This is a genomic window from Achromobacter sp. 10T422 (assembly GCF_056394065.1).
The window spans coordinates 325,326-348,276 of sequence record NZ_JBFTHD010000006.1 but is presented as its reverse complement, the minus strand read 5'-3'; the positions used below and the strand labels follow the sequence as shown (position 1 = coordinate 348,276).

Annotated in this window: 22 protein-coding genes; 6 read left to right on the top strand and 16 right to left on the bottom strand. The window is 64.4% G+C overall.

Annotation, left to right across the window (positions count from 1 at the left end):
• Positions 1-114 precede the first annotated feature (114 nt).
• Positions 115-2,628 (top strand): ankyrin repeat domain-containing protein, encoded by a 2,514-nt coding sequence (locus tag AC1DB0_RS18100; protein ID WP_476757958.1) that lies wholly within the window; start codon positions 115-117, stop codon positions 2,626-2,628.
• A 233-nt stretch (positions 2,629-2,861) separates the two neighbouring features.
• Here the strand turns inward: AC1DB0_RS18100 and cyoD are convergent, their stop codons facing one another.
• The 12 genes from cyoD to AC1DB0_RS18040 form a co-directional block, all read right to left on the bottom strand.
• Positions 2,862-3,212, bottom strand: coding sequence for a cytochrome o ubiquinol oxidase subunit IV (gene cyoD, locus AC1DB0_RS18095; protein ID WP_054422653.1), 351 nt, complete (start codon positions 3,210-3,212; stop codon positions 2,862-2,864).
• Positions 3,212-3,826: a cytochrome o ubiquinol oxidase subunit III gene (gene cyoC / locus AC1DB0_RS18090; protein ID WP_006222595.1), complete on the bottom strand. Its 615-nt coding sequence runs from the start codon at positions 3,824-3,826 to the stop codon at positions 3,212-3,214. Before cyoC ends, cyoD begins: the two co-directional genes overlap by 1 nt.
• Positions 3,827-3,829: 3 nt before the next feature.
• The gene (gene cyoB, locus AC1DB0_RS18085) at positions 3,830-5,806 is read right to left on the bottom strand and encodes a cytochrome o ubiquinol oxidase subunit I (RefSeq protein ID WP_054422652.1); all 1,977 of its coding nucleotides are present in this window, start codon (positions 5,804-5,806) and stop codon (positions 3,830-3,832) included.
• Between the two features lie 2 nt (positions 5,807-5,808).
• Entirely contained in the window at positions 5,809-6,717 is a 909-nt protein-coding gene (cyoA, locus tag AC1DB0_RS18080; RefSeq protein WP_054422651.1) for a ubiquinol oxidase subunit II, read from the bottom strand.
• 258 nt (positions 6,718-6,975) lie between these two features.
• Positions 6,976-7,527 carry a response regulator transcription factor gene (locus tag AC1DB0_RS18075; protein WP_006221322.1) on the bottom strand — a complete coding sequence of 184 codons (552 nt, stop codon included), beginning with the start codon at positions 7,525-7,527 and terminating at the stop codon, positions 6,976-6,978.
• Between the two features lie 5 nt (positions 7,528-7,532).
• Positions 7,533-8,735: a HAMP domain-containing histidine kinase gene (locus AC1DB0_RS18070; protein WP_054422650.1), complete on the bottom strand. Its 1,203-nt coding sequence runs from the start codon at positions 8,733-8,735 to the stop codon at positions 7,533-7,535.
• Between the two features lie 215 nt (positions 8,736-8,950).
• A complete protein-coding gene (locus tag AC1DB0_RS18065; protein WP_476757960.1) occupies positions 8,951-9,334 on the bottom strand; it encodes a DUF4148 domain-containing protein in 384 nt (127 codons plus the stop codon).
• A gap of 224 nt (positions 9,335-9,558) precedes the next feature.
• Positions 9,559-10,053, bottom strand: coding sequence for a copper chaperone PCu(A)C (locus AC1DB0_RS18060; protein ID WP_054422648.1), 495 nt, complete (start codon positions 10,051-10,053; stop codon positions 9,559-9,561).
• Between the two features lie 50 nt (positions 10,054-10,103).
• On the bottom strand, positions 10,104-10,772 hold the full coding sequence (locus AC1DB0_RS18055; protein ID WP_476757961.1) for an SCO family protein: 669 nt from the start codon (positions 10,770-10,772) through the stop codon (positions 10,104-10,106).
• A 61-nt stretch (positions 10,773-10,833) separates the two neighbouring features.
• On the bottom strand, positions 10,834-11,220 hold the full coding sequence (locus AC1DB0_RS18050; protein ID WP_254600567.1) for a DUF2946 family protein: 387 nt from the start codon (positions 11,218-11,220) through the stop codon (positions 10,834-10,836).
• 48 nt (positions 11,221-11,268) lie between these two features.
• A complete protein-coding gene (locus tag AC1DB0_RS18045) occupies positions 11,269-12,834 on the bottom strand; it encodes an acyl-CoA-binding protein (RefSeq protein WP_476758715.1) in 1,566 nt (521 codons plus the stop codon).
• Positions 12,824-14,119 carry an MASE1 domain-containing protein gene (locus AC1DB0_RS18040; RefSeq protein WP_476757962.1) on the bottom strand — a complete coding sequence of 432 codons (1,296 nt, stop codon included), beginning with the start codon at positions 14,117-14,119 and terminating at the stop codon, positions 12,824-12,826. The genes AC1DB0_RS18045 and AC1DB0_RS18040 overlap by 11 nt, the downstream gene beginning before the upstream one ends.
• Positions 14,120-14,389: 270 nt before the next feature.
• Here AC1DB0_RS18040 and AC1DB0_RS18035 point away from each other — a divergent pair, with 270 nt between their 5' ends.
• Complete coding sequence (locus tag AC1DB0_RS18035; protein WP_054422644.1) at positions 14,390-15,073, top strand: peptidoglycan DD-metalloendopeptidase family protein; 684 nt, start codon at positions 14,390-14,392, stop codon at positions 15,071-15,073.
• A gap of 125 nt (positions 15,074-15,198) precedes the next feature.
• Here AC1DB0_RS18035 and AC1DB0_RS18030 read toward each other — a convergent pair whose 3' ends face one another.
• The 3 genes from AC1DB0_RS18030 to AC1DB0_RS18020 all read right to left on the bottom strand — a co-directional run bounded on the left by AC1DB0_RS18030 (position 15,199) and on the right by AC1DB0_RS18020 (position 17,507).
• Positions 15,199-15,960 carry an amino acid ABC transporter ATP-binding protein gene (locus AC1DB0_RS18030; protein WP_175170078.1) on the bottom strand — a complete coding sequence of 254 codons (762 nt, stop codon included), beginning with the start codon at positions 15,958-15,960 and terminating at the stop codon, positions 15,199-15,201.
• Positions 15,957-16,637 carry an ABC transporter permease subunit gene (locus AC1DB0_RS18025; RefSeq protein ID WP_054423301.1) on the bottom strand — a complete coding sequence of 227 codons (681 nt, stop codon included), beginning with the start codon at positions 16,635-16,637 and terminating at the stop codon, positions 15,957-15,959. Before AC1DB0_RS18025 ends, AC1DB0_RS18030 begins: the two co-directional genes overlap by 4 nt.
• A gap of 84 nt (positions 16,638-16,721) precedes the next feature.
• Positions 16,722-17,507 (bottom strand): amino acid ABC transporter substrate-binding protein, encoded by a 786-nt coding sequence (locus tag AC1DB0_RS18020; protein WP_054422642.1) that lies wholly within the window; start codon positions 17,505-17,507, stop codon positions 16,722-16,724.
• Between the two features lie 234 nt (positions 17,508-17,741).
• Between AC1DB0_RS18020 and AC1DB0_RS18015 the strand changes: the two genes are divergently transcribed.
• Both AC1DB0_RS18015 and trhA read left to right on the top strand, forming a co-directional pair.
• Complete coding sequence (locus tag AC1DB0_RS18015; protein ID WP_054422641.1) at positions 17,742-18,788, top strand: P1 family peptidase; 1,047 nt, start codon at positions 17,742-17,744, stop codon at positions 18,786-18,788.
• Positions 18,789-18,926: 138 nt separating this feature from the next.
• On the top strand, positions 18,927-19,559 hold the full coding sequence (trhA, locus tag AC1DB0_RS18010) for a PAQR family membrane homeostasis protein TrhA (protein ID WP_476757963.1): 633 nt from the start codon (positions 18,927-18,929) through the stop codon (positions 19,557-19,559).
• An 18-nt stretch (positions 19,560-19,577) separates the two neighbouring features.
• Here the strand turns inward: trhA and AC1DB0_RS18005 are convergent, their stop codons facing one another.
• The gene (locus AC1DB0_RS18005; RefSeq protein WP_054422639.1) at positions 19,578-20,051 is read right to left on the bottom strand and encodes an Lrp/AsnC family transcriptional regulator; all 474 of its coding nucleotides are present in this window, start codon (positions 20,049-20,051) and stop codon (positions 19,578-19,580) included.
• A 139-nt stretch (positions 20,052-20,190) separates the two neighbouring features.
• Between AC1DB0_RS18005 and kynU the strand changes: the two genes are divergently transcribed.
• Together kynU and AC1DB0_RS17995 are read left to right on the top strand one after the other, a co-directional pair.
• Positions 20,191-21,441 carry a kynureninase gene (gene kynU, locus AC1DB0_RS18000; RefSeq protein ID WP_175170076.1) on the top strand — a complete coding sequence of 417 codons (1,251 nt, stop codon included), beginning with the start codon at positions 20,191-20,193 and terminating at the stop codon, positions 21,439-21,441.
• A gap of 80 nt (positions 21,442-21,521) precedes the next feature.
• Entirely contained in the window at positions 21,522-22,928 is a 1,407-nt protein-coding gene (locus AC1DB0_RS17995) for an amino acid permease (protein ID WP_454669643.1), read from the top strand.
• Positions 22,929-22,951: the final 23 nt, after the last annotated feature.

Below are 22,951 nucleotides of genomic sequence, written 5' to 3'. Positions count from 1 at the left end.
GGAACACAGACCATTCTGGCGATATTGTGGACAAAATTGACTCAGGACATACCCGGGGATATTTGGCGCGAGGGGTATCATCAGCGTCCCCGATTCCCTGGTATTCCCGCCCGCATGCAGCGCTTTCATCCCACAGTTTCCCGTTTGTTCGGCGCCGTTCTGGTCGCGCTGGCTGGCATGGCGGCCACGCCGCAACCCGCCGTGGCGTCCGATATCGGCGCCGTGATCGAGTCCGTTCGGTTGTCGCGCTACCCGCTGCGCGAGCCGGAACGCCGTGCCTGGGGTACCGAGAACGTCAAGGACGCCGTGGTGGTCGGGCAGATGGAAAACCGGTTGTACCTGTACCGGTATACGCGCGGCGCGGGCAAGGAATTCAGCCTGGATTTCCGTTCGCAGCCGCTTGCGATCGACCCGGCCAAGTGGAGCGCTTCGCGGGAAGAACGCGTGGTGGTCCGCACCCCGCGCAACGCCGAAACGGTTTACTGGGTGGGCTATTCCTATAGCGGTTCCGACGACACGCAGGCCGATGGCTTCCTGGTGGATGCCCAAGGCGTTGCCGCCTCGGTCCATGCCGATGCGGCGTTGGCCGTCGTGACCGCTGATCGGCCCTGGGACGAGGCCAGGAAGGCGCAGGCGCTTGTCACCTTGCGCGCGGCCCTGACCGATTACCCCGTGCGCATGAAGGCGTTTCCTGCCGAAGTCCGTTTCGAATATCAGACGCCCGTCGACATAACCGCCACGTTCCGCACGCTGCATCAAGTTGCGCGCGCCATCCCGCGCGCGAAGACGGCCGAGTTCAATCGCGCGCTGGCAGACTTGCGCCGCTTCGTCATGGAGCAGGACTACCGCGAGATCGATCCCACCGGCAAGGATGCCGACCTGCTCACGGCCTTGAACGACTATGGTTTCTGGCTGGCCGAATCGGGCGACACGGCGCAAGCCGACCGCATCTTGACCGAGGTGCTGCGCCGTGACCCGTCGCGCACGGCGGCGTACCTGAACCGTGCCGACGCACGCTGGAAGCATGGCGAAAAGACGCGTGACAAGCGTGACTATTTTCAAGCCCTGGCTCGCGAAGACTACCGCCTGTACTGCTCGCGCCGCCTGACGGCCAAGGAACCCATTCCCGCCAACATCGCGACCCGCATCGGCGTTGCCTTGAACGAAGCGGCGCTTACCGCCGACGTCTGCCGGCCGCGGCTTGCGATCTTCAAGGCGATCCAGGCCGACGACCTGAACGCCGTGCGCGCCGAACTCTCAAGCGGGCAAGACCCGAACGGCGTGAACGAGAACGGCACGTCGGCGCTGGCGGTGGCCGTATCGCGCAAGCAGCTGGATACGGTGCAGCTGTTGTTGGCGGCGGGCGCGCGCGCCGACGGCGCGAACAACGGCTATGTGCTCTTGGCCAGCGCGCTGCCCGATGGCCGCGACACGCGTCCCGCCGCAGAACGCTATGCGCTGGCCGATGCCTTGATCGCAGCGGGCGCGCCGATGGACGTGCTGGATTCCAGCGGCACGCCGCTGCTGATACGGCGCATTTCGTACTACAGCGAAGACAAGGACGCGCTGAACTATCTGCTGGCCAAGGGCGCCAACCCGAACGTGCGCGAAAAGAATGGGCGAACTGCGCTGCATGCGGCCATGCAAAGCCCCAAGACCCTGTGGTTTGCCGACGCGCTGCTGGCCAAGGGCGCCGACATCAACGCCGCCTACATCCGCATGTACTACGGCAACCAGGGCATGTGGGAAACGCCGTTGCTGGAAGCGTTGCGCGGGGCTATCAACGGCGAGTTCACGCCGACGGTCGTGTATCCCATACCGGAACGGGTTACTTACGCGCTGGCCCATGGCGCGGACCCGGCGGTGGGCGGTTACAGCGCCAGCAAGACGCCGGAACGCAATGGCCTGAACGAAGCGCTGACGCTAGCCGCGCGCATGATGCAGCCGGGGCTGGTGGACCAGTTGGCGCAAGCTGCCCGAACGCCACAAGCGCCGTTGACGCCCGAATCGCTGTCCAGCCTGTTGGCGGTGTGGAATCAGCTGGAGATCCGTTCAACCATCAAGCAGAACAGCGCCGAATGGGATGGCCAGCGCGCCAAGCTGCGCGCCACGGCGGATCGGCTCTTGGCCGCCGGTGTGCCGCTGACCCGCGCCAATGATGCAACGGGCATCGCCAACAACATGATCGCGCCGCTCAGCCTGCCGTGGCTGCCTGACGATCTTTACCAGCAGTGGCTGGAGCAGGGCGCTGACGCCTCGGACCGCACGGACCCCAGCGTGCGGATCGATGGCGTGGTGGACGCCGACGCCTTGCCGCTGGTGACCATGTTGCGGCTGGGCAAGGAAGCCAAGGCCAAGCTGCTGCTGGAGCACGATGCGGGGCTGTACCGCACGCCGTGGCGTTGCGGCATGGCGGTGGCCGACATGCTGGCCTGGCAGTTGAGCGACAGCGGCCCCATCAGCCCGATGGGCGCGCGGGCGATTCGGCAGGTCATGGAAGGGGCGCAGGGCGCGGCCAGTTGCGATTTGAATCAGGCGTCGCGCGTGCAGCCTTTCGTGGGGGTGACTGCCCGCGAGCTGGCCGCGCGCGCCAATGTGACGCTCAATGTAAAGGCGCCAGCACAGTAGACGCGCTAGCCCCGGGGGCTACGCCGGGCGACCCCAGGACCAATCCCGGATCAACCCCGGACCAATCCGGGATCAATCCCGGATCAATCCCGGATCAATCCCGGACCAATCCCGGACCAATCCCGGACCAATCCCGGATCAATCCCGGACCAATCCCCAAAACAAAACAGGCGCCCGAAGGCGCCTGTTTTTTTGCATTGACGGGTGCAAACCGCGTCAACGGCAAACCGTCATTACATGGCGTGGCCCATGTTGACGTTCATGTTGTACAGCACCCATGCCGAACCGCCGACGATGATGGCGATGATCAGCACGGTGAAGACGAACGCGGCGAGGTTGTCGCGTGCCGACTTCGACGCGCCCATGTGCAGGAAGTACACCAGTTGCACCAGCAACTGGAGCACGCACAGGGCAACGACGCCGACGATGGTGATGGTGTGCGACAGCGCACCGTGCATCACCAGGCCGAACGAGCCGAAGGTGAGCAGCAGCGAGAGCACGAAACCGATGATGTAGGACTTCAGGCTGCCGTGGTCGGCGGCGTGATCGTCGTGGCCGTGTGCGGCCGCAGCGGAGTGCGACATCAGATGGCTCCCATGAGATAGACGAAGGTGAAGACGCAGATCCAGACGATGTCCAGGAAGTGCCAGAACAGGCTCAGGCACGCCAGACGACGCTTGTTGATCGAGTCCAGGCCATGGCGGCGGATCATGTCCAGCAGCACGATGATCCAGATCAGGCCGAAGGTGACGTGCAGGCCGTGCGTGCCGATCAGCGTGAAGAACGCCGACAGGTAAGCACTGCGGCCGGGGCCGGCGCCTTCAGTGATCAGGTGATGGAATTCCCAGACTTCCATCGCGATAAAGCCCGCGCCGAACAGGAACGTCACCATCAACCAGCCCATTGCGCGGGACTTGTTGTTGGCGTGCACGTTCAGGTTGGCCATGCCGAAGGTGAAGCTGGAGAACAACAGCAACAGCGTTTCGACCAGCACGAACTTCAGATCGAACAGTTCCTTGCCCGTGGGGCCGCCCGCGGTGGCGTTGGACAACACCGCGAACGTGGCGAACAGCACCGAAAAGATCAGCAAATCGCTCATCAGATAGACCCAGAAACCGAAAACGGTTTTGGACCCATCGTCGTGATGCGCGTGATCGTCGTGACCCGCGTGGGGGTGAGTGGCTACGGCTTGAATCATGGCTCAGGCGGCCTTCTGCATTTTGTCAAAGTGAGCGTTTTCGATGCGTTCGACTTCCGCGGCCGGGACCCAGTAATCGACGTCGCGGTCGTAGGCACGGGCGATGAACGCACCGATCATGCCGACGAAACCGGCGGCGGCGAGCCACCAGATGTGCCAGATCAGCGCGAAGCACATCACCAGGCCGAACAAACCGATGTAGACGCCAGCGCCGGTGTTACGCGGCATGTGGATGTCTTCGTACTTGGCCGGGCGCTTGTAGGCCTTGCCGCTTTGCTTGTCTTCCCAGAACTGGTCCAGCTCATCAACGTGAGGAACGTGGGCGAAGTTGTAGAAAGGAGCCGGCGACGAAATCGACCATTCCAGGGTACGGCCATCCCAGGGATCGCCCGTGACGTCCTGGTTTTGCTTGCGTTGGCGAACCGACACAAACACTTGCTGCAGCAGGAACCAGATGCCCAGCATGATCAGCGCGGCGCCAGCCAGCGCAACCAGCAGGTACGGCTGCCATTCGGGGTTGTCGTAGTGGTTCAGGCGACGCGTCATGCCCTTGAAGCCCAGGATGTACAGGGGCATGAAGGCCATGAAGAAACCAACGAACCAGCAGTAGAACGAGTAGCGGCCCAGGCGCTCATTCAGCGTGAAGCCGAATGCCTTGGGGAACCAGTACGTCATACCGGCGATACAACCGAACACCACGCCACCGATGATGGTGTTGTGGAAGTGGGCGATCAGGAACAAGCTGTTGTGCAGCACGAAGGACACGCCGGGGATGGCCAGCATCACGCCGGTCATGCCGCCGATGACGAAGACGATCATGAAGCCCAGCGTCCACAGCACCGGCGTCGTGATGCGCAGGCGGCCGCGGTAGATGGTGAACAGCCAGTTGAAAATCTTCGCGCCCGTCGGGATCGAGATAATCATCGTTGCAATGCCGAAGAAGGCATTGACGTTGGCCCCCGCACCCATCGTGAAGAAGTGGTGCAGCCAGACCAGGAACGACAGCACGCCAATGGCGGCCGTGGCGTAAACCATGGACTTGTAGCCGAACAGCGTCTTGCGGGCAAAGGTGGCAACCACTTCCGAATACACGCCAAACGCCGGCAGCACCAGGATGTAGACCTCGGGGTGACCCCAGATCCAGATCAGGTTCACGTACATCATGACGTTGCCGCCCATGTCGTTCGTGAAGAAGTGCGTGCCCAGGTAGCGGTCCATCGTCAGGAGCGCAAGGGTTGCGGCCAGGACGGGGAAGGCGGCGACGATCAGCACGTTGGTGACCAGCGAGGTCCACGTGAAAATCGGCATCTTCATCAGGCTCATGCCCGGTGCGCGCATGCGCAGGATGGTCACGATGAAGTTGATACCGCTAAGTGTTGTGCCCAACCCTGATATCTGGAGCGCCCAGATGTAGTAGTCCACCCCGACGCTTGGGCTGTAGTCCAGCCCAGACAACGGCGGATAGGCGAGCCAGCCGGTCGCGGCGAATTCGCCCACGAACAGCGAGATCATCATCAGCGCGACGCCAGCACCGAACAGCCAGAAGCTCAGCGAGTTCAGGAACGGGTAGGCCACGTCGCGGGCGCCGATTTGCAGCGGCACCACGATGTTCATCAGCCCGGTAATGAAGGGCATCGCCATGAAGAAAATCATGATGACGCCGTGGGCGGTGAAGATCTGGTCGTAGTGATGGGGTGGCAAGAAGCCGGCGGAGTCAGCGGATGCCACCGCCAACTGGGTACGCATCATGATGGCGTCGGCAAAGCCGCGCAGCAGCATGATCAGCGCGACGATGATGTACATCACGCCGATGCGCTTGTGGTCGACGGAGGTCAGCCATTCCGTCCACAGGTACTTCCACTTGCCGAAGTAAGTGATGGCGCCGAAGACCGCTAGGCCTCCCAGGCACACGGCGGCCAGCGTAACCATGACGATAGGTTCATGGTACGGAATGGCCTCGAGGGTGAGTTTCCCGAGCATTGTTAGTTAATTCCTGCGATCAGATTGTTCGACGTGGACGTGCACGTGGCGGAGTCCACACCGGCCATCTTGGACATGGTGCTGCCCAAGACGAAATCAAACATGGCGGGAGGCGCCGAGGAGTACTTGACGACCGGGTTGCGCTCGCTGCGCTTGGTCAGTTCCGCATACACCTCGGGGGTCAGCGCCGTGGGAGAAGCCTTGGCTTCCTTGACCCAGTTGTCGAACCCTTCTTGCGGCATCGCGATGGCCTTGAAGCGCATGCCGGAGAAACCGGCGCCGCTGTAGTTGGCCGAGATGCCGGCATAGGTGCCAGCTTCGCGCGCATTCAGGTGCAACTTCGTTTCCATGCCGGCCATCGAGTAGATCTGGCTGCCCAGCTGGGGGATGAAGAACGAATTCATGACCGATGCCGACGTGATCCGGAAGTTGACCGGAACGTCCACGGGGAACGCAATCTCGTTCACTGTGGCGATGTCGTACTCGGGGTAGATGAACAGCCACTTCCAATCCAGCGACACCACCTCGATGGTGACGGGCTTGTGTTCGGAAACGAGCGGCTTGTAGGGGTCCAGCGCGTGCGTGGAGCGCCAGGTGATCACGGCGAGAATCGCCACGATGATACAAGGAACGGTCCAAACTACGACTTCAATCGCCGTGGAGTGGGCCCACTTGGGCTGGTAGTCAGCTTTGGTATTGGATGCGCGATATTTCCACGCAAACGCCACGATCATGAACAGTACTGGAATCACAACGATGAGCATCAGCCCCGTCGCCGTGAACAGCAAAGTCTTTTCCTGGGCGCCAATGTCTCCCTTGGGAGAGAGAATTTCCATGTTGCAGCCGCCAAGCAGCATGACCGCGCCGACGCCAAAAATGCGCGTTAGGGTCGCAAGGAGGGGGTGTTTCACGTACAGCCTTGGATGGATGGTTGGAAATGCTGCGTAGCAGCAGACTGGAATGCTGCTAGGCAGCAACGTCCATCCTATCGGCTTGATATCCGTCAAGCATGCGACACATGGTCGCATTGCCTGGGAGGAATCTGCCCCCATCGGGGCAGATACAGGGTTTTCCTAGGGGAGCAACTGCCCCGGGAGGGGTGCAGGGGGTGCGACGATATGTCGCACCTGCACATGGGGTGTTGTAAAGATGTGTCGCACCCGCACAAATCAGTCGACGAGCACTTCGCGTTCCGGCCCTGGTTTTTTTGCCAGCTTGCGCTGCAATGACCGCCGGTGCATGCCCAGAAGACGCGCCGCCGCGGAAACATTACCGCCGGTTTCGTGCAGCGCCTGATGAATGTGCTCCCATTCTAGGCGGTGCAACGGCGTCATGGTCGTTTCGATCGTAACGGATTCTGGCTTCACCAACCCCAGCGTGCGCAGGATCATCGGCGCGGTGGCGGGCTTGGGCAGGTAGTCGTCCGCGCCGCGCTTGATGGCTTCCACGGCGGTGGCCACGCTGGCGTAACCGGTGACCAGCAGGATGCGCATGTCGGCACGCAGCGCGCGCAAGGGGCGGATGAGCGTCAGGCCGGAGTCTTCGCCCAGGCGCAAATCCACCAGCGCGAAGGCCGGCCGGATTTCCTCGGCCACGCGCAGCGCTTCGGCGATGCCCGTGGCGGTTCGGGTTTCCAGACCGCGACGCGACAGGCTGCGCTGCAAGGTGCGCACATACAGTTCGTCGTCGTCGATCAAGAGGCCAAGGTCGGTAGGGTTCATCACAATCAAATTCCGGGGTTGCCCAGGGGCAGGTAAAAGCGGATGCGGGTGCCTCCCCCAGCAGCGGCGGTCATGGTCATTTCGCCGCCCAGTTGTTCCACGGTGGCGTGCGACAGCGCCAGGCCCACGCCCAGCCCTCCCGGTTTGCCACTGTTGAACAGGCTGGTTGCGGGCAGCAGGGTCTGGTCGGGGTCGAAGCCCCGTCCGTAATCCCGCACTTCGCCGCGCAAGGCGCCATAGCCATATTCCAGATGCAAGTCCACGCGGGGGGCCTCGGCGGCTTCGCCCGCGTCGGCCGCGTTGTTCAGCAAGGCCTGCAACAAGTGGGCGATGGCCGGGTCCACCCGCAAGCTGGTGGGCAGCGTGCCCGAGCGTTGCAGGTCGATCGTCGGCCGGATCAGCCGCCATTGACCCACCACGCGAACCAGATCCACGGCAGTTGGGACCGCCAGATTGCGGATGCGTTCCCGGCACAACGCCAGGAGTTGGCTCAAGGTGGCCACGTCTTCGCGCACGTCTTCGTCCTTGACCTCGGCGGCGATTTCGTCGGTCAGCAGGGTCATGGTCGCAAGCGGCGTGTTCAATTCGTGCGCCATCGCGGCGGCGTGGGTCGCCAGGGCGACGATGCCTTCGTTACGCGTGAAGCGTTCGCGCAGGCGGGCAAGTTCGCGCTCGCGGGCGCGCAAGTCGGCGGCCAGCCGGGTCGAAAACACCAGCACCACCACGACCGAAATCAGGAAATTCGCGCCCAGGCCCCAGAGCAGCAGGGAATGCGTGTCCACATCCCCGCGCAGGGGCTGGCCGAAGATGGCCGCCGCCGCATAGCCCGAAATGCCGGCCACCGCCGCCGCGAACGCCCAGTTGCGCGGCAAGGCCAGCGCCGCCAGCGCGGTCAGGATCAGGAACATCATGCCGAACGGGTTGCTGATGCCGCCGCTCCATCCGATCATCCAGGACAGCGCCGCCATGTCCACCAGCAAATGCCCGAAGGCCGTGATGTGGGACAAGTCGCGGGGGTGGCGCAGCCGCAGGCTGGCGTAGGCGTTGAAACCGATCAGCACACCCACGCCGATCCACAGGGGCTCAAGCGGCAGGTCCAGCCCCAGCACGCTGCTGGCCAGCAAGATGGTGGCGGCCTGGCCCGCGATGGCGAGCCAGCGCAGGCTGCATAAGGTACGCAGGAATGAAAAAGCGGAACTACCGGGCATATCCAGACACGTAGGTGCCGGCGGCCCGCCGGCGGGTCAAGCGCCCGGCGGCGCGGAACGCAGGCGTCCGGCGCGCGGCCAAAGGGGCCGGCTGCCGCCGGGCCCGAGTGGGGCGCCGACGGTGGACGTGCAGGCATTGTATGGTGATTCAGCGCAGCACGCTGGCATCGGGGCAGATATGTGCGTCCCCAATATTCGCTGAAGATGGCGGCCCGTCAATGAATGTCAGACATGCCGCTGTGGGCCATGGCCGGGGGCGGGTAGTCTTCCTGGTCGGACGCCATCTGGCCCTGGGTTTGCGCCTGCTGCAATTCCTGTTCGACCTGGGCGCGGCTTTCGCTGGCGGTCGACGCGGCGGGGGGCGGGTAGTCTTCCTGGCCGAATGTGTATTGGCCATTGGCTTTCGCCTGCGCCAATTCAGAGGCCACCTGGTCCGAGCTCTTGGCGGTGGGGGCGGCGTAGGTGACGCGCCAGTCGCCATACAGATCGCGCTTGTACTGGGTGGACGGGGCGGGGGATTGAACTGCGGATTGCGCCTGGGCGGCGCCCGCGACGGCCAAGCCGGCGCATAGCAACACGGTGGTGGTGATGGTCTTCATGAAACGCTCCTGGCAAACATAGCCTGCGGCCGATCTGGCCGCGCCGTCGTCCGCGATGTGGCCAGCGGACGATTTCCTGAATGCGGAACTGCCTGACCGGGGCGTGAAAACGGCGCACGTCCGGCCTTTTCAATTCGACCGGGCGTGCGCCGTGGTGTTGCAGGTAAACCGGCTTCAGGCGCCGAAAGGTATTTCAGGCTTGAAGCACAGATGTCATTGCGCTGTCAGTGGCCGTGCTGCGCCGGGGCGGCGCCTGCCTTGGCGTTCAGTGCGCGGGCTTCAGCTTGAACCGGCACCCGGTGTTGCTGCTGCTTGGCGTCTTCGACGATCAGCGTCAGCGGCACGTGATCGCCCGGGGTGATCTGCTTGGCCAGATCGATCAGCATCACGTGATAGCCGCCCGGCTTCAATTCCACCGCCTGGCCGGCGGGCAGGTCGATGGCCGGCACCTGGCGCATCTTCATGACGTCGTCCTGCATCGCCATTTCATGCACTTCCACGTGCTTGGCGGCGTCGGATTCCACGCCGACCAGTCGGCCTGCCGTGGGCGAGGTCAGGCGCATGAAGACGCCGGTTGCGTGCTGATTCGGCACGGTGGCGCGCACCCAGACGTCTTCCACTTTCAGAGCGGCGTCTTGCGCCAGCGTGGCGGGCGCGAAGCCGGACAGGGCGCACAGGGTGAAGGCGGCGGCGAAAGATTTGAGCGAGAGGTGTTTCATGAAAGTCTCCTATCTATATATAGAGGTCGTGTGGCGGGGAGCCGCTGGCGTCAAAGCACGGTGCGCAGGTCTTCCACGCATTGTTCGGTGCTTTGCTGGTGGCGCAGCGCCAGGCGCAACTTGCCCTGGGCGTCGATGATGTAGGTGAGCGCGGTGTGGTCCATGGTGTAGGACGAGCCGGTGGCAACCTTCTGGTAGAACACCTTGAACGATTGCGCGGCGGCGCGCGTTTGCTCGGCGGTGCCGCGCAGGCCCACGAACCCGGGGTCGAACGCCTGCGTGTAGGCGCGCAGGATCTCGGCGGTGTCGCGCTCGGGGTCGACGGTGATGAACAGCACGCGCAGCTTGTCGGCATCGGCGCCCAGCTGCGCTTTGATCTCAAGCGCGCGGGTCAGCGCGGTCGGGCAGATGTCGGGGCATTGGGTGAAGCCGAAGAACAGCATGATGGGGTGGCCGCGATAGTCAGCCAAGGTCCGCGGCTGGCCGCTGGTGTCTTGCAGCTGGAAATCGCCGGCGGGCATGCCGGACAGGTCCATGCCATGCAGCTTGGGGGCCTCGGGGCCGCAGCCGGTCAGGGCCAGCGGGGCCAGCAAGGCCACCGAAGACAGCAGCAGGCGGCGGCGCAGATCGGGCGCATCGGAAGACGCGCGGGAAGACGCGCGGGAAAACGCGCAAGAAGACGTCGCGCTGGTGGGCGCGAACAGGGTGGGGTAACGCATGAAAACCTCTTGGGTCGACGTGTCGGCAAGGCGCGCGGCAGGGCCGCGCCATCAGGCGGAGTCAGACCAGCGAGGGTGGGGCGCGAGACCCCAGGGGCGGCCCTTGGGCGGCCAGGGCGGGCAAGGCCTGGTAAACCGGCGGGGGCGGTGCAGACCGGCTGACGGGCAGCAGGATGGGGGTGACGCCGGCAAGCGGCGCGGGGGAAACATGCGCAAGCAGCCCGAAGGGGCATTGAGCGCCGGTTTCGGCGGCGTCATGCGCAGACTTGCCGTCCGGCGGGTTGCCCAGCGCCAGGCTCAGCGTGGACAGGTCTCCCGCAGCCGAGCAGAACGTGACTTCGAGCCGGCCGTCATGCAGCGCGCGGGCGTCGGGCATGTAGCCCGTTGGCACCAGGGCGCGCAAGGTCAAGGCCAGAAGCGCCAGCCACAGCACGCCGTGGGCGCGCACGGCGCTCCGAAGACGGAGGAGGCGGGTCAAGTCAGGCATGGCCGCATTCTAGTCCATGCCCGCGGGCCAATATCCCGCCTTCAAGCGCCGCACCAGGGCAATGTGGCGGCGTTGCGCCTGGTCGGCGGGCAGGCCGGACAAGAGCCGCCATGCGGCGTGACGCACCTGTTCGCGGGCATCGGCGCCAGCGGCGGGCGCCGGTGGGGCGTCACCCAGCCGCGCTTGCTGTTCGTAGGCGGTCAGCCGGATCGATACGGCGGCCGAGGGGGCGGCCGGCAGCGAACGCAGTTCGATGACGGCCGCTTCAAAGGCGTCGGGCAAGGCGCTGGCGTCAAGCGCCAGGGTGCTCTCGTCCATGGCGTCGCCCTCGGGCTCCAGCCCGCTGGCGGCGGCCAGCCGGCGCCAGAGCGCATCTTCGCGCTGGGGTTCATCGGCTTTGGAAACGACCTTCGTGATGGTGTGGTTGCGTAAGCGCAGCGTGTGGGTGGACGCGCCGTTGTACAGCCCCGCGCCGTCCTGCACCTGAAAGCGCAGGGGCAGCGCAATCGATCGGCCCGACAGCGCAGGCTGGCCAACCTCGTTGACCGCGAAGGTGTTGCGCGAATAGTCCATCAAGCGCGAGAACAAGTTGATCAGCGCCCCGCGCCCTTCGTAGACGCCGCTGATGGGGTTGTCGCCTTCTTCGGTCCAGACCACGTCCTCGGCAAACAGCGGGAACAGCGTTTCGAATTCACCGGCCAGCAGCGAGCCCCGGTACGCCTCAAGAATGCGTTCGATGTCGGCGGCGCCCATGGGGGCCGCGCGCCCGGCTGCGCGGGGCGATTGCACGGCAGCCGGGTCGCGGTCCATGAATTGCAGCACGGTTGCGGCCACCAGATCGCGGTCATTGTCCACGCAGATCATGTGATAGCTGTTGTTCAGCAGCACGAGCTGGCTGCCCGCGATGGCGTCGTGCAGCAGTTGCGCCGAACGCACCGAAGTGAGTTCGTCTTCGTGTGCATGCATGATCAGCGTGGGGCAGCCGATGCCGTCCAGCCCCTGGCGCACGGCCGCGCGCAGCCGGTCGACTTCGCGCACGCAGGCCAGGGGCACCCAGCGGTAGTGGAAGTTCTCGCCCCGTTCGAACTTGGCCTTGACGATGGACCGGACCAATTCGTTCTTGATGCCGTAGGGCTCTTCCTCTTCGACGCGCATGCGCGCCGCCAGGCCAGGGATGCGGTAGACCAGCCGGCGCAGACCCCGATACCAGGGCGTGCTCCAGCCATCAATGAAGACGGGGGCGGCCAGCGACACCAGCTTGCCCTGCTTGTGGCCCACCCGCTTGCACAGTTCCACCGCCAGCAGCGCGCCCAGGCACATGCCCATGACGTGCAGCGTCTCGTAGCGGGCGGCCACCTCGTGATATTTGGMCGTCACGGCGTCCAGCCAGTCTTCCATGCGCACGGACAGCAGATCCTCCGGCGCTCCGCCGTGGCCGGGCAGCGTCAGGCTGTGCGTCTCGATGCCGGCGCGCTTGAGGATCTTGTGCATGGACCCCAGGTCGTACTCGGTCCCGCCGAGCCCGTGAATGAGCAGGGCGCCTGTGCCGGCGCGAACGGGTAAGTTAGTTGACATTGGCCGGCTCGACCTCGATGTCGCCTAGCCGCCACATGCCGGCCACGACGGCGACGCTGCCATCGAAGTCGGACAGGGGCGAGCCTCGGTCACTGATCAGCCGCCAGCCGCCTGCTGCGTGGGCGACGCGAAACAGCAAGGGTGTGCGGTCTTGGGCGCCCGCGCGGCGGGCCGCCCAGTGCAAGGACAGACGTGCACGGTCGTCCGGGTGCGCGTGGGCGATCAGCGCTTCCAGGTTCGCGATGGCGGAAGGCGGCAGGCCGAAGGCGTCTTGCACGTCGCCCGCCAGTTCCAGCGTGCCGTCATAGGGGTTGTAGCGGTACATCAACTGGTGGCTGCCGGCCAGCGCCAGATCAAAGCGGCCCCGCCATTGCTCGGCGTTTTCCAGCGCTTGCGCCCGCGCGCCGCGCAAGGTGTTGACCAGCAACAGCAGCAGCGCCGTGACCACCAGATAGACCTGCGTGGCCAACAGCACTTGCCAGGGGTCATTGGCTTGCAGGAAGGGGCCTTCGCCCTGCGCGCTTTGGTACAGCGCCATCAGCATCAGCGTCACCATGGCCAGTGTGCCGCCGGGTGTGCCCCAGACCAGCGCGATCAGCACGGCGAACACCAGGGGCAGATAGGTCAGCTCGAACGACACCACGTAAGGCAGGTGCTGGATCATGTCGCCGTCGAACGTCATGAAGGTCGAGACGATCATCAGCACATAAGCCACCAGGCCGATCACCAGTTCACGCAGGCGCGCGCCACCGGAGCGGCGCGGCCGGAATTGCGACCAGCCGGTGAGCGCCGGCGCCAGGATCAGCACACCCGCCAGATAGGCGGTGACCCAGGTGCGCAAACGGACCGCCGCATGCGCTTCCTGCGTCAGCCACAGCCAGCCGCCGCCCAGCAACGCGCTGGCGGCGGCGCCCGCCACCGCGCCGGCCAACAGGGCGGCGACGAATCCCAGCCCTTCGGAGCGTGGTGACAAACGTTGCACGGTCCAGGCGGCCAGCAGCGACGAGACGGTGCCCGTCACCGCAAACACGATTGCCGTGGCGGGCTGTCCGCGCCAGATCAGCGTCAGGACGAGCTGCGCGGCGAAAAAGCCCAGCATCAGCAGCAGCCAATTGCGGCGCGGCGTCAGCAGATAGGCCGCGACCGCCACGCCGGGCGGCAGCCAGACGAACAAGGCGTGGCTGACCGGATCGCTCAGCAGGTGCGAGAACACGCCGCACAGCAGGTACGGAAGCGTCCAAAGCAGGCAGAGCGGATTTCTTCTAACTGTGTCGGGCTTCACCATAATTGTCCTTGCAAGCGCATGGTTTCGTGGCGCCACGGGGGCGTCTTGATGAGCGGGTTATACACGCCTGTGGCGTGGGTGCGAAGTGGGTGTGAAGCATTCGCGCACTCCGGCGCGCGAAAATCTTGGTACCCTTGAACGCACTTCCATCCAACCGCCAACTCAGTGCCCCAGGTTTCAGTGCTTTCCTTGCCCGCCCCGACCCTGTCTCAGTCCGCCCGCGCAACCGCCTCTGGCCAGACCCGGCTTCGGCCGCTTGGCCGATTCTGGATGCTGGCTTGCATCGTGGCCTTGCTGGCGTTGTTGTCCGCTTGCGGCACCACCAAAGTCCAGCCCGGCTATTACCGGGTGCAGTCGGGCGACACGCTGACGCAGATTGCGCGCAAGCAAGGCACTAGCGTCAGCAATCTGGTGCGGTGGAACAAGTTGTCGAATTCGAATTCGATCGAAGTCGGACAAGTCTTGCGGGTGGACCCGCCGGACGGTCAAGCCAGGACGTCCACGCCCAGCAAGGCGGCATCAAAACCCGCTGCAACGTCGCGCGCATCGTCCTCGTCTTCCGGCAAGCGGCGCACGGCGCCGCCGGGTGCGATTTCATTGGTTTGGCCCGCACAAGGCAAGGTCACGCGCGGCTACGACGGCGGCGGCTCGAACGGCATCGTCATCTCGAATTCCGCAGGCACCCCCGTGGTGGCCGCGGCAGGCGGCACCGTGGCGTACTCGGGCAGCGGGCTGCGCGGCTACGGCCACCTGGTCATCGTCAAGCACAACGCCAGCTTCCTCAGCATCTACGCGCACAACAGCAAGCTGCTGGTCAAGGAAGGCCAGAGCGTGAAGCAGGGCCAGAAGATTGCCGAAATGGGCAACAGCGACAGCAAGCAGGTGGGTCTGTATTTTGAGCTGCGCTATGACGGCCAGGCCGTCGATCCAGCGGGGAATTTACCGCCGAAATGATCAAAGGTGTCTGAAGAGGCCGATTAAAAATGGGGCGTTGCTGGCGCGGTGGGCGCGCCTGAAGCTGGCTACGACCCCAGCGGCGGGCTACGACCCCATCGGCGGGCTACGACCCCAGCGGCGGGCTACGGCCCCAGCGCTGCGTCCTGCGTCAGCGTCGAGATAAACGTCGCCGTGCGGGGATCAGCCGGGCGCGAAAAGATCGACCGCGATTCGCCCGATTCCACCACCACGCCATCCAGCAAAAACACCACCTCGCGCGACACGCTGGCGGCCAGGCGCAGGTCGTGCGTGGCCATCAGCATCGTCATGCCTTCGGTGGCCAACTGGCGCAGCACGTCGACCACTTCCGCCGCCAGGCCCGGGTCCAGCGCCGACGTCGGCTCATCGCACAGCAAGACGCGCGGCGCGGGCGCCAGCGCGCGGGCAATCGCCACGCGCTGTTGCTGGCCGCCTGACAGATTGGCGGGCCAGGCGTCAGCCTTTTCCGACATGCCCACTTTCTTAAGCAGCTCTTCGGCGCGTGCGCGGGCCCGGTCCAGCGGCCATTTCTGCACGGTCAGCAAGCCTTCCATCACGTTGCCCATCACCGTCTGATGCGGAAACAGCTGGAAGTTCTGGAACACCATGCCGGTTTGTTTGCGCACGCGCTGCACCTGATCGCGCGACAGCTTTTTGCCTGGCTCGAATTCAACCGTTTCCGGCCCGATGGCCAGCGTGCCGCGGTCTGGCACTTCCAGCAGATTCACGCAGCGCAGCAAGGTGCTCTTGCCGCTGCCCGATGGGCCGATCAGTGCGGTGACGCTGCCTTCGGCGATGCTCACATCCACCTGCTTCAGCACGGGATTGCCGCCGAAAGATTTCTCGATTTTTTGCAGGCGGATCATCGGCTTTTCTCGGAAAACACGGCGTGCTGGCCAAAGCGCCGTTCCAGGCGAACCTGCGCGGCCGACAACACGGAACTGAACACCAGATAGATCAGCGCGGCCTCGGTATAGAGGATCAGCGGTTCATACGTGACCGCCGCGATGCGCTGCGCCGCCTGGAAGATTTCGGGCACGGTCAGCACGGCCGCCAGCGACGTGTCTTTAACCAATGCAATGAACGAGTTCGACAACGGCGGCACCGCCACGCGGGCGGCTTGCGGCAGGATCGTGCGGCGCAGCGCCTGGCCGCGCGTCATGCTCAGCGAGTACGCCGCTTCCCACTGGCCCTTGGTGATGGACTCGATGGCGCCCCGAATCACTTCCGAGTTGTACGCGCCCACGTTCAGCGTGAAGCCGATCAGCGCAGCGGGCAGCGGGTCCAGCACAATGCCCACGCTGGGCAAGCCGTAGAAGATCACGAACAGCTGCACCAGCAATGGCGTGCCGCGGATCAGCCACACATAGAAGCGCACCACGGCCACCAACGGCGCGGGGCCAAACAAGCGGATCAGCGCCACCACGAACGCCAGCGCCAGCCCCAGCGCAAACGACATCAGCGTAAGCGGTACGGTGAACACCAAGCCGGCATGCAGCAATGGCCAGAACGAATCGGCCATCAACTGCACCCAGGCTGGCACCGTCCACGACCCGATTTGCGCCAGCAGCCAATCGGGCATGACGGCTTGCAGCCAGGAAGGGAGCGTCATGAGCGTCTCCGCCGCTTATTGCGCCGACGACAGGTCCGTGCCGAAGTATTTGACCGAAATCGTCTTGTAGGTGCCGTCGGCCTTGATGTCGGCCAGCGCCTTGTTGATGGCCGCTTGCAGCTCGGGGTTGCCCTTGCGGATCAGCACGCCGGAATTGCTGAATTCAGCAGTCTTGTCAGTGGCGGCGATTTTGACTTTGGCGTTGGGCTTTTGCTTCTTGAAGTCCAGGAACGACAGGTTGTCGTTCACCGTGGCTTCCACGCGGCCGGACGTCAACAGATCGATGGCTTCGTTGAACCCTTGCACCGCAACCACTTCCGCGCCATGGCTTTGCGCCAGCTTGCCGAAGTTGCTGGTCAGCGTGTTGGCCGACTTCTTGCCCTTCAGATCGGCAAACGACTTGATGCTGGTGTTGTCGTCGCGCACGATCAGCACGGCGGCCGATGAGATGTACGGATCAGAAAAGTCGTATTTTGCTTTGCGCGCGTCGGTGATGCCGACCTGGTTGATCACGGCGTCATAGCGCTTGGCGTCAAGGCCGGCAATGAGGCCGTCCCATTTGCCTTCGACGAATTGGGCCTTCACGCCCAGGCGTTCGGCGATGGCGCGGCCAATGTCCACGTCAAAACCGGTAAGCTGGCCCGATGCGTCGTGGAAGGTGAAGGGCGCGTACGTGCCCTCGGTGCCAATCTTGAAGGTGCCGGCGGACTTGATCTGGTCCAGGCCCGATTGGGCGTGCGCGGCGGAAAGGGCTGCGGCCTGGATAAGGCCGGCGATGAACAACGAGCGGAAGAGTTTCATGGCAAGGCTCCACGGATGATCGGTGTCATTCTTGAGAGCATGGGGATGTGCAATGCCCTCAGACGTAGCCGCACTCTATCAACGCGCCTATTTTTCCACAAAGCATAAGGAATAGTAAAAATATAACTGCCAGTCATAACTTGCCCTCGTTTGGCGGCCAGCCGGCGGGGGTTTCATTCAATCGGCAACGGGACGGAGATCGGTGTGGAACAGCAATGGAACAGGCGGGCTTTCATGATGGCGGCGGCAGGGTCGGCGGCGTTTGCGGGCGTGATGCCGGCACAAGGCGCCAGCGGCTTGCGGCTGACCCCGGGCGGGGGCAGCATCACGCAGGTGTCGGGCTTGCGGGTGGGCCATTACACCGATACCCGCCGCCCCACCGGCTGCACGGTCATCATTGCGGAAGCGGGCGCAACCGGCGGCGTCGATGTGCGCGGGGCCGCGCCCGGCACGCGTGAAACGGATCTGCTGAACCCCGTGAACATGGTGGAAAAGGTGCACGCCATTGTGCTGTCGGGCGGCAGCGCGTTCGGGCTGGATGCCGCAAGCGGCGTCATGCGCTATCTGGAAGAAAAGAAGATTGGTTTTGACGTGGGCGTGGCGCACGTGCCGATTGTGCCGTCGGCCATTCTGTTTGATCTGGGCGTGGGTGATGCATCCATCCGCCCGGATGCGGCGGCGGGCTATCAGGCGTGCAAATCCGCCACCACCGATGCGCCCAAGGAAGGTAACGTCGGCGCAGGGGCGGGCGCTACCGTCGGCAAGCTTTATGGACCGCAGCGCGCCATGAAGGGCGGCATCGGCAGCGCGTCGCTGACCGTGGCGGGCGTGACGGTGGGCGCCATCGTTGCCGTCAACGCGGTGGGCGATGTGCTGGACCCGGCCACCGGGCGCATCCTGGCGGGCGCACGCACGGCCGATGGCAAGCATCTGCTGGACACGCGCGCAGCCATTCTTGCGGGCGATCTGCCCAAGTCGATGCGCGCCGGCACCAACACCACCATTGGCGTCGTGGCCACCGACGCGCAATTGACGAAGGCGCAGGCGCAGAAAATTGCGGGCATGGCGCATGACGGCCTGGCCCGCACGATCAACCCGATACACACCATGATGGACGGCGACACGATCTTCGCGCTTGGCACCGGCACGTCCGGCAAGCCGGGCAACGTGATGCTGCTGGGCGTCATGGCGGCCGAAGCCATGGCCATTGCCGTGCAACGCGCCATTCTGGCGGCGCGTGCGGTGGAAGGTTTTCCCGCGGCGGTGGATTTCATCGCCTGACCTCCGGTCGCCATTGCGGCCTGGCGTGAGCCATTGACGTCAGATGCGGCCATGGGTGTTGGCCTCTGACGTCAGCTTGTCACAGGCCGGGCCCAAGATGGCAGACGCCGGCGGTTCGCCGGTGTCCAAGGAGGACGTATGTACAAAGGCGAACGCTTCAACGGCGCCACGCATCTGGCGGGGCTGGCCATGGCCGTGGCCGCCTCAAGCGTGCTCATCACCCGGGCGGCCGAACTGAACGTCGCCACGCGCCAGATCATCTCTTGCGCCGTATTCGCGGCGTCGATGATTGCCGTCTATGCCTCGTCGGTGCTCTATCACTGCACGCGCGGCCCGAACAAGGCGCGTTGGGCCAAGGCCGACCATTGCGCCATCTACCTATTGATTGCCGGCACATATACGCCGCTGGCGTTTGGCCCGGTGCAGCACGCCTGGGGCGGCGTCATGGGCGTGGCGATCTGGGTGCTGGCCGCCATCGGCATCAGCCGCGAACTCTGGTGGGCGCGCGGCGCGGCGCCCGCCTTGCCGCTGTATCTGGCGATGGGCTGGCTGGGCGTGATGTTCGCCGCGCCGATTGCGGGCGCCTTGTCCTCGGCGGGGTTGGCCTGGCTGCTGGCGGGCGCGGTGGCCTACACCGTCGGCACACTGTTCTACGTCAACGACAAACGCTGGCGGCATGCCCACGGCATCTGGCATTTGTTCGTGATGGGCGGATCAGCCTGCCATTTCGTGACGGTGTTTGGGTTTTTGCGCTACGGCTCGGCGGCTTGATGCCTAGGGCAGCCCCGCTTAGCGCCAGCTGGCCAGCGGCAGCATGCCGCCGCGGTCTTTCACTTTCCGCATGACGATATGCGAGCACAGGTCGCGCACGCCCGCGATCTTGCTGAGCTTGTCTTCCACGAACTGCGAAAACGCCGATAAATTGCGTGTGCGCACGGTCAGGATGTAGTTCGACGCGCCGGTCACGATGCTGGCCTCGGTGATTTCGTCATGCGCGGCGATGCCGGCCAGGAACGCTTCGTGCCAGCCGGGGCGCGACTGGTCCAGCGACACATGCACAATGGCCTCAAGCTCAAAGCCCAGCTTGTCGGCGTCCAGCACCGCCCGGTAGTTGCGAATGAACCCCGCTTCCTCCAGCGCCCGCACGCGGCGCAGGCAGGCCGAGGGCGACAGCGCCACCTGTTCGGCCAGATCCTGATTGCTGAGCTGCCCGTTTTCCTGCAAGCGGTACAGGATGCGCTGGTCAATCGCGTCTAAAAGCATCGTGCAATCCAATTCGAAAATTTTGATATGGAAGCAATTTACTGCGAAAACTTAGGGTAAGCCACGCCCGGGTTTGCAATTTTCAGGCCTGACCACGCTGCTATCCTGTTTGTTGAATTTTGCCCCGAAGGAGCATTGCATGACTACCCGCGAAGATTGCGTCGCCGCCGACCGCAACGACCCCCTGGCCCCCCTGAAAGACCGCTTCGAGCTGCCGCCCGGCGTGCTCTACCTGGACGGCAATTCCCTGGGCGTCATGCCGAAGACCGCGGCCGCCTGCGCAGCCGGCGTCATCAAGAACGAATGGGGCACCGGCCTGATCCGCAGCTGGAACACGGCCGGCTGGTTTGAACTGCCCGCCCGTCTGGGCGACAAGCTGGGTGCGCTGCTGGGGGCGCGCGAAGGCGAAATGGTGGTCACCGACACCACCTCGCTGAACATCTTCAAGGCGCTGGCCGCCGGCTTGCGCATTCAGCAAAAGCAGCAACCCGCACGCCGCGTCATCCTGTCCGAGCGCGACAACTTCCCGACCGATCTCTACATGATCCAGGGCATGATCGACCTGCTCGAGCAGGGCTACGAGATGCGCCTGATCGACGACGACCTGCCGCTGGACAAGGCGCTGGACGATTCCGTCGCCGTGATGCTGCTGTCGCATGTGAACTACCGCAGTGGCCAGATGCACGACATGGCCGCTGTGACCGCCCTGGCGCACGAGCGCGGCGCGCTGACCATCTGGGACCTGGCGCATGCGGCCGGCGCGGTGCCGGTGGATTTGAACGGCGCCAACGCCGACTTTGCCGTGGGCTGCACCTATAAGTATCTGAACGGCGGCCCCGGTTCGCCCGCCTTCATCTGGGTGGCGCCGCGCCACACCAAGGACTTCTGGCAGCCGCTGTCCGGCTGGTGGGGCCACACGCGCCCGTTCGACATGGCCGTGGCCTACGAACCGGCGGGCGGCATCCGCCGCTACCTGTGCGGCACGCAGCCCATCGTGTCCTTGTCGCTGGTGGAATGCGGCCTGGACGTCGCCCACGCCGCCGACATGGCGCAAGTGCGCAGCAAGTCGCTGGCCTTGGGCGACCTGTTCATCGCGCTGGTCGAAGAACGTTGCGAAGGCCATCCGCTCACGCTCGTCACGCCGCGCAACCACGCCGAACGCGGCAGCCACGTCAGCTTCCGCCATCCCAATGGCTACGAGGTGATGCAGGCCCTGATCGCACGCGGCGTCATCGGCGACTACCGCGAGCCCGAAGTCTTGCGCTTTGGCCTCACGCCGCTGTACTTCGGCTACGCCGACGTATGGGATGCTGTGGATATCCTGAAAGACGTGCTGGACAGCCGCGCCTGGGACGCGCCCGAATTCAAGCAACGGTCTGCCGTGACCTGAACGGCTAAGCGTTGCCTTATCGCGCAGGCCCTATCGGCCACATATCTATAAATACAGAGAGCGCAGGACAGGAGGAGACAATGCAAAAACAAGAAGGATTCGGCAAGATCGCCGAACGTGAACAGGGGCTCAAGCGGCGCTTGACCTCGGGCCAGATGAGCATGATCGCCATTGGGGGCGCCATTGGCACGGGCCTCTTTCTGGGCAGCAAGTTCGCCATCGGCTTTGCCGGGCCCAGCGTGATCATCAGCTACGCCATCGGCGGGCTGATCACGCTGTTGCTGATGGGCTGCCTGGCCGAAATGACCGTGGCGCATTCCACCTCGGGTTCATTCGGCGCCTACGCCGAGCACTACATCGGCCCGCTGGCGGGCTTTCTGGTGCGCTACGCCTACTGGTCGTGCGTGGTGCTGGCGGTGGGCACCGAAGTCACGGCGGTGGCCGAGTACATGAGCTTCTGGTTTCCCAACGTGCCAGGCTGGCAATGGGTGTGCGTGTTTTCGGGGGCGCTGATTGTCATCAACGCCATGAGCGTCAAGGCGTTTGGCACCATCGAATACTGGTTCTCGACGATCAAGATCACCGCCATCGTGGCGTTCATCATCCTGGGCGCGTATGTGGTCTGGGGCAATCCGCAATATGGCGTCGCGCAGTACACGTCGCATGGCGGCTTCTTCCCGAATGGCCTGTGGGGCATGTGGATTGCGGTCGTGATTTCGATCTTCAGCTACCTGAGCGTAGAGATGATCGCGGTGGCGGCGGGCGAAGCCGAAGACCCCGAACGCGCGGTGAAGCAGGCGTTTCGCGCCACCATCGTCCGGCTCGTCGTCTTCTATCTGCTGACGCTGGCGCTGATTCTGGCGATTGTGCCGTGGAACGAAGCGGGCAAGGAAGGCAGCCCTTTCGTGAAGGTGATGCTGGCGCTTGAGATTCCGGGCGCGGCGGGCGTCATCAACTTCATCGTGCTGGTGGCGGCGCTGTCGGCCATGAACAGCCAGCTCTACATCACGACGCGCATGATGTTCAGCTTGTCGCGCGCCGGTCACGCGCCGTCGCTGTTTGGCCGCCTGACGCGTAGCGGCACGCCGTTGAACGCGCTGCTGCTGTCCACCAGCGGCATTGCAATTGCCGTGGTGCTGAAGGTGCTGTATCCCGACACGGCGTTCACGCTGATGATGGCCATCTCGATGTTCGGCGCGCTGTTCACATGGATGATGATCTTCATCACGCACTACTTCTTCCGCCGCCGCTGGGCGCGTGAGGGTGGCGCGGCGCTGTCATTCAGGATGCCCGGCTTTCCGGTGCTGACCTTGTTGGGCGCGGTGGCCATGCTGGCAATTCTGGTCACGACGTACTTCACCAACGTGTTCAAGATGACGCTGGTGTTTGGCGTGCCGTTCCTGCTGATTCTGGCTGCGCTGTATTTCCTGCTGTTCAAGAAGCGCGGCGAAACGGTGATGTTGCAGACGCGCAGTCAGCGGGGCTGACAGCCGGATCGACAGCAAGTTCG

Bases quoted from the DNA above. Each gene is read 5' to 3' on its own strand.
- AC1DB0_RS18100 (WP_476757958.1), top strand. From the start codon at position 115: ATGCAGCGCTTTCATCCCACAGTTTCCCGTTTGTTCGGCGCCGTTCTG.
- cyoD (WP_054422653.1), bottom strand. From the start codon at position 3,212: ATGTCGCACTCCGCTGCGGCCGCACACGGCCACGACGATCACGCCGCC.
- cyoC (WP_006222595.1), bottom strand. From the start codon at position 3,826: ATGATTCAAGCCGTAGCCACTCACCCCCACGCGGGTCACGACGATCAC.
- cyoB (WP_054422652.1), bottom strand. From the start codon at position 5,806: ATGCTCGGGAAACTCACCCTCGAGGCCATTCCGTACCATGAACCTATC.
- AC1DB0_RS18075 (WP_006221322.1), bottom strand. From the start codon at position 7,527: ATGAACCCTACCGACCTTGGCCTCTTGATCGACGACGACGAACTGTAT.
- AC1DB0_RS18070 (WP_054422650.1), bottom strand. From the start codon at position 8,735: ATGCCCGGTAGTTCCGCTTTTTCATTCCTGCGTACCTTATGCAGCCTG.
- AC1DB0_RS18065 (WP_476757960.1), bottom strand. From the start codon at position 9,334: ATGAAGACCATCACCACCACCGTGTTGCTATGCGCCGGCTTGGCCGTC.
- AC1DB0_RS18060 (WP_054422648.1), bottom strand. From the start codon at position 10,053: ATGAAACACCTCTCGCTCAAATCTTTCGCCGCCGCCTTCACCCTGTGC.
- AC1DB0_RS18055 (WP_476757961.1), bottom strand. From the start codon at position 10,772: ATGCGTTACCCCACCCTGTTCGCGCCCACCAGCGCGACGTCTTCTTGC.
- AC1DB0_RS18040 (WP_476757962.1), bottom strand. From the start codon at position 14,119: ATGGTGAAGCCCGACACAGTTAGAAGAAATCCGCTCTGCCTGCTTTGG.
- AC1DB0_RS18035 (WP_054422644.1), top strand. From the start codon at position 14,390: ATGCTGGCTTGCATCGTGGCCTTGCTGGCGTTGTTGTCCGCTTGCGGC.
- AC1DB0_RS18030 (WP_175170078.1), bottom strand. From the start codon at position 15,960: ATGATCCGCCTGCAAAAAATCGAGAAATCTTTCGGCGGCAATCCCGTG.
- AC1DB0_RS18020 (WP_054422642.1), bottom strand. From the start codon at position 17,507: ATGAAACTCTTCCGCTCGTTGTTCATCGCCGGCCTTATCCAGGCCGCA.
- AC1DB0_RS18015 (WP_054422641.1), top strand. From the start codon at position 17,742: ATGATGGCGGCGGCAGGGTCGGCGGCGTTTGCGGGCGTGATGCCGGCA.
- trhA (WP_476757963.1), top strand. From the start codon at position 18,927: ATGTACAAAGGCGAACGCTTCAACGGCGCCACGCATCTGGCGGGGCTG.
- AC1DB0_RS18005 (WP_054422639.1), bottom strand. From the start codon at position 20,051: ATGCTTTTAGACGCGATTGACCAGCGCATCCTGTACCGCTTGCAGGAA.
- kynU (WP_175170076.1), top strand. From the start codon at position 20,191: ATGACTACCCGCGAAGATTGCGTCGCCGCCGACCGCAACGACCCCCTG.
- AC1DB0_RS17995 (WP_454669643.1), top strand. From the start codon at position 21,522: ATGCAAAAACAAGAAGGATTCGGCAAGATCGCCGAACGTGAACAGGGG.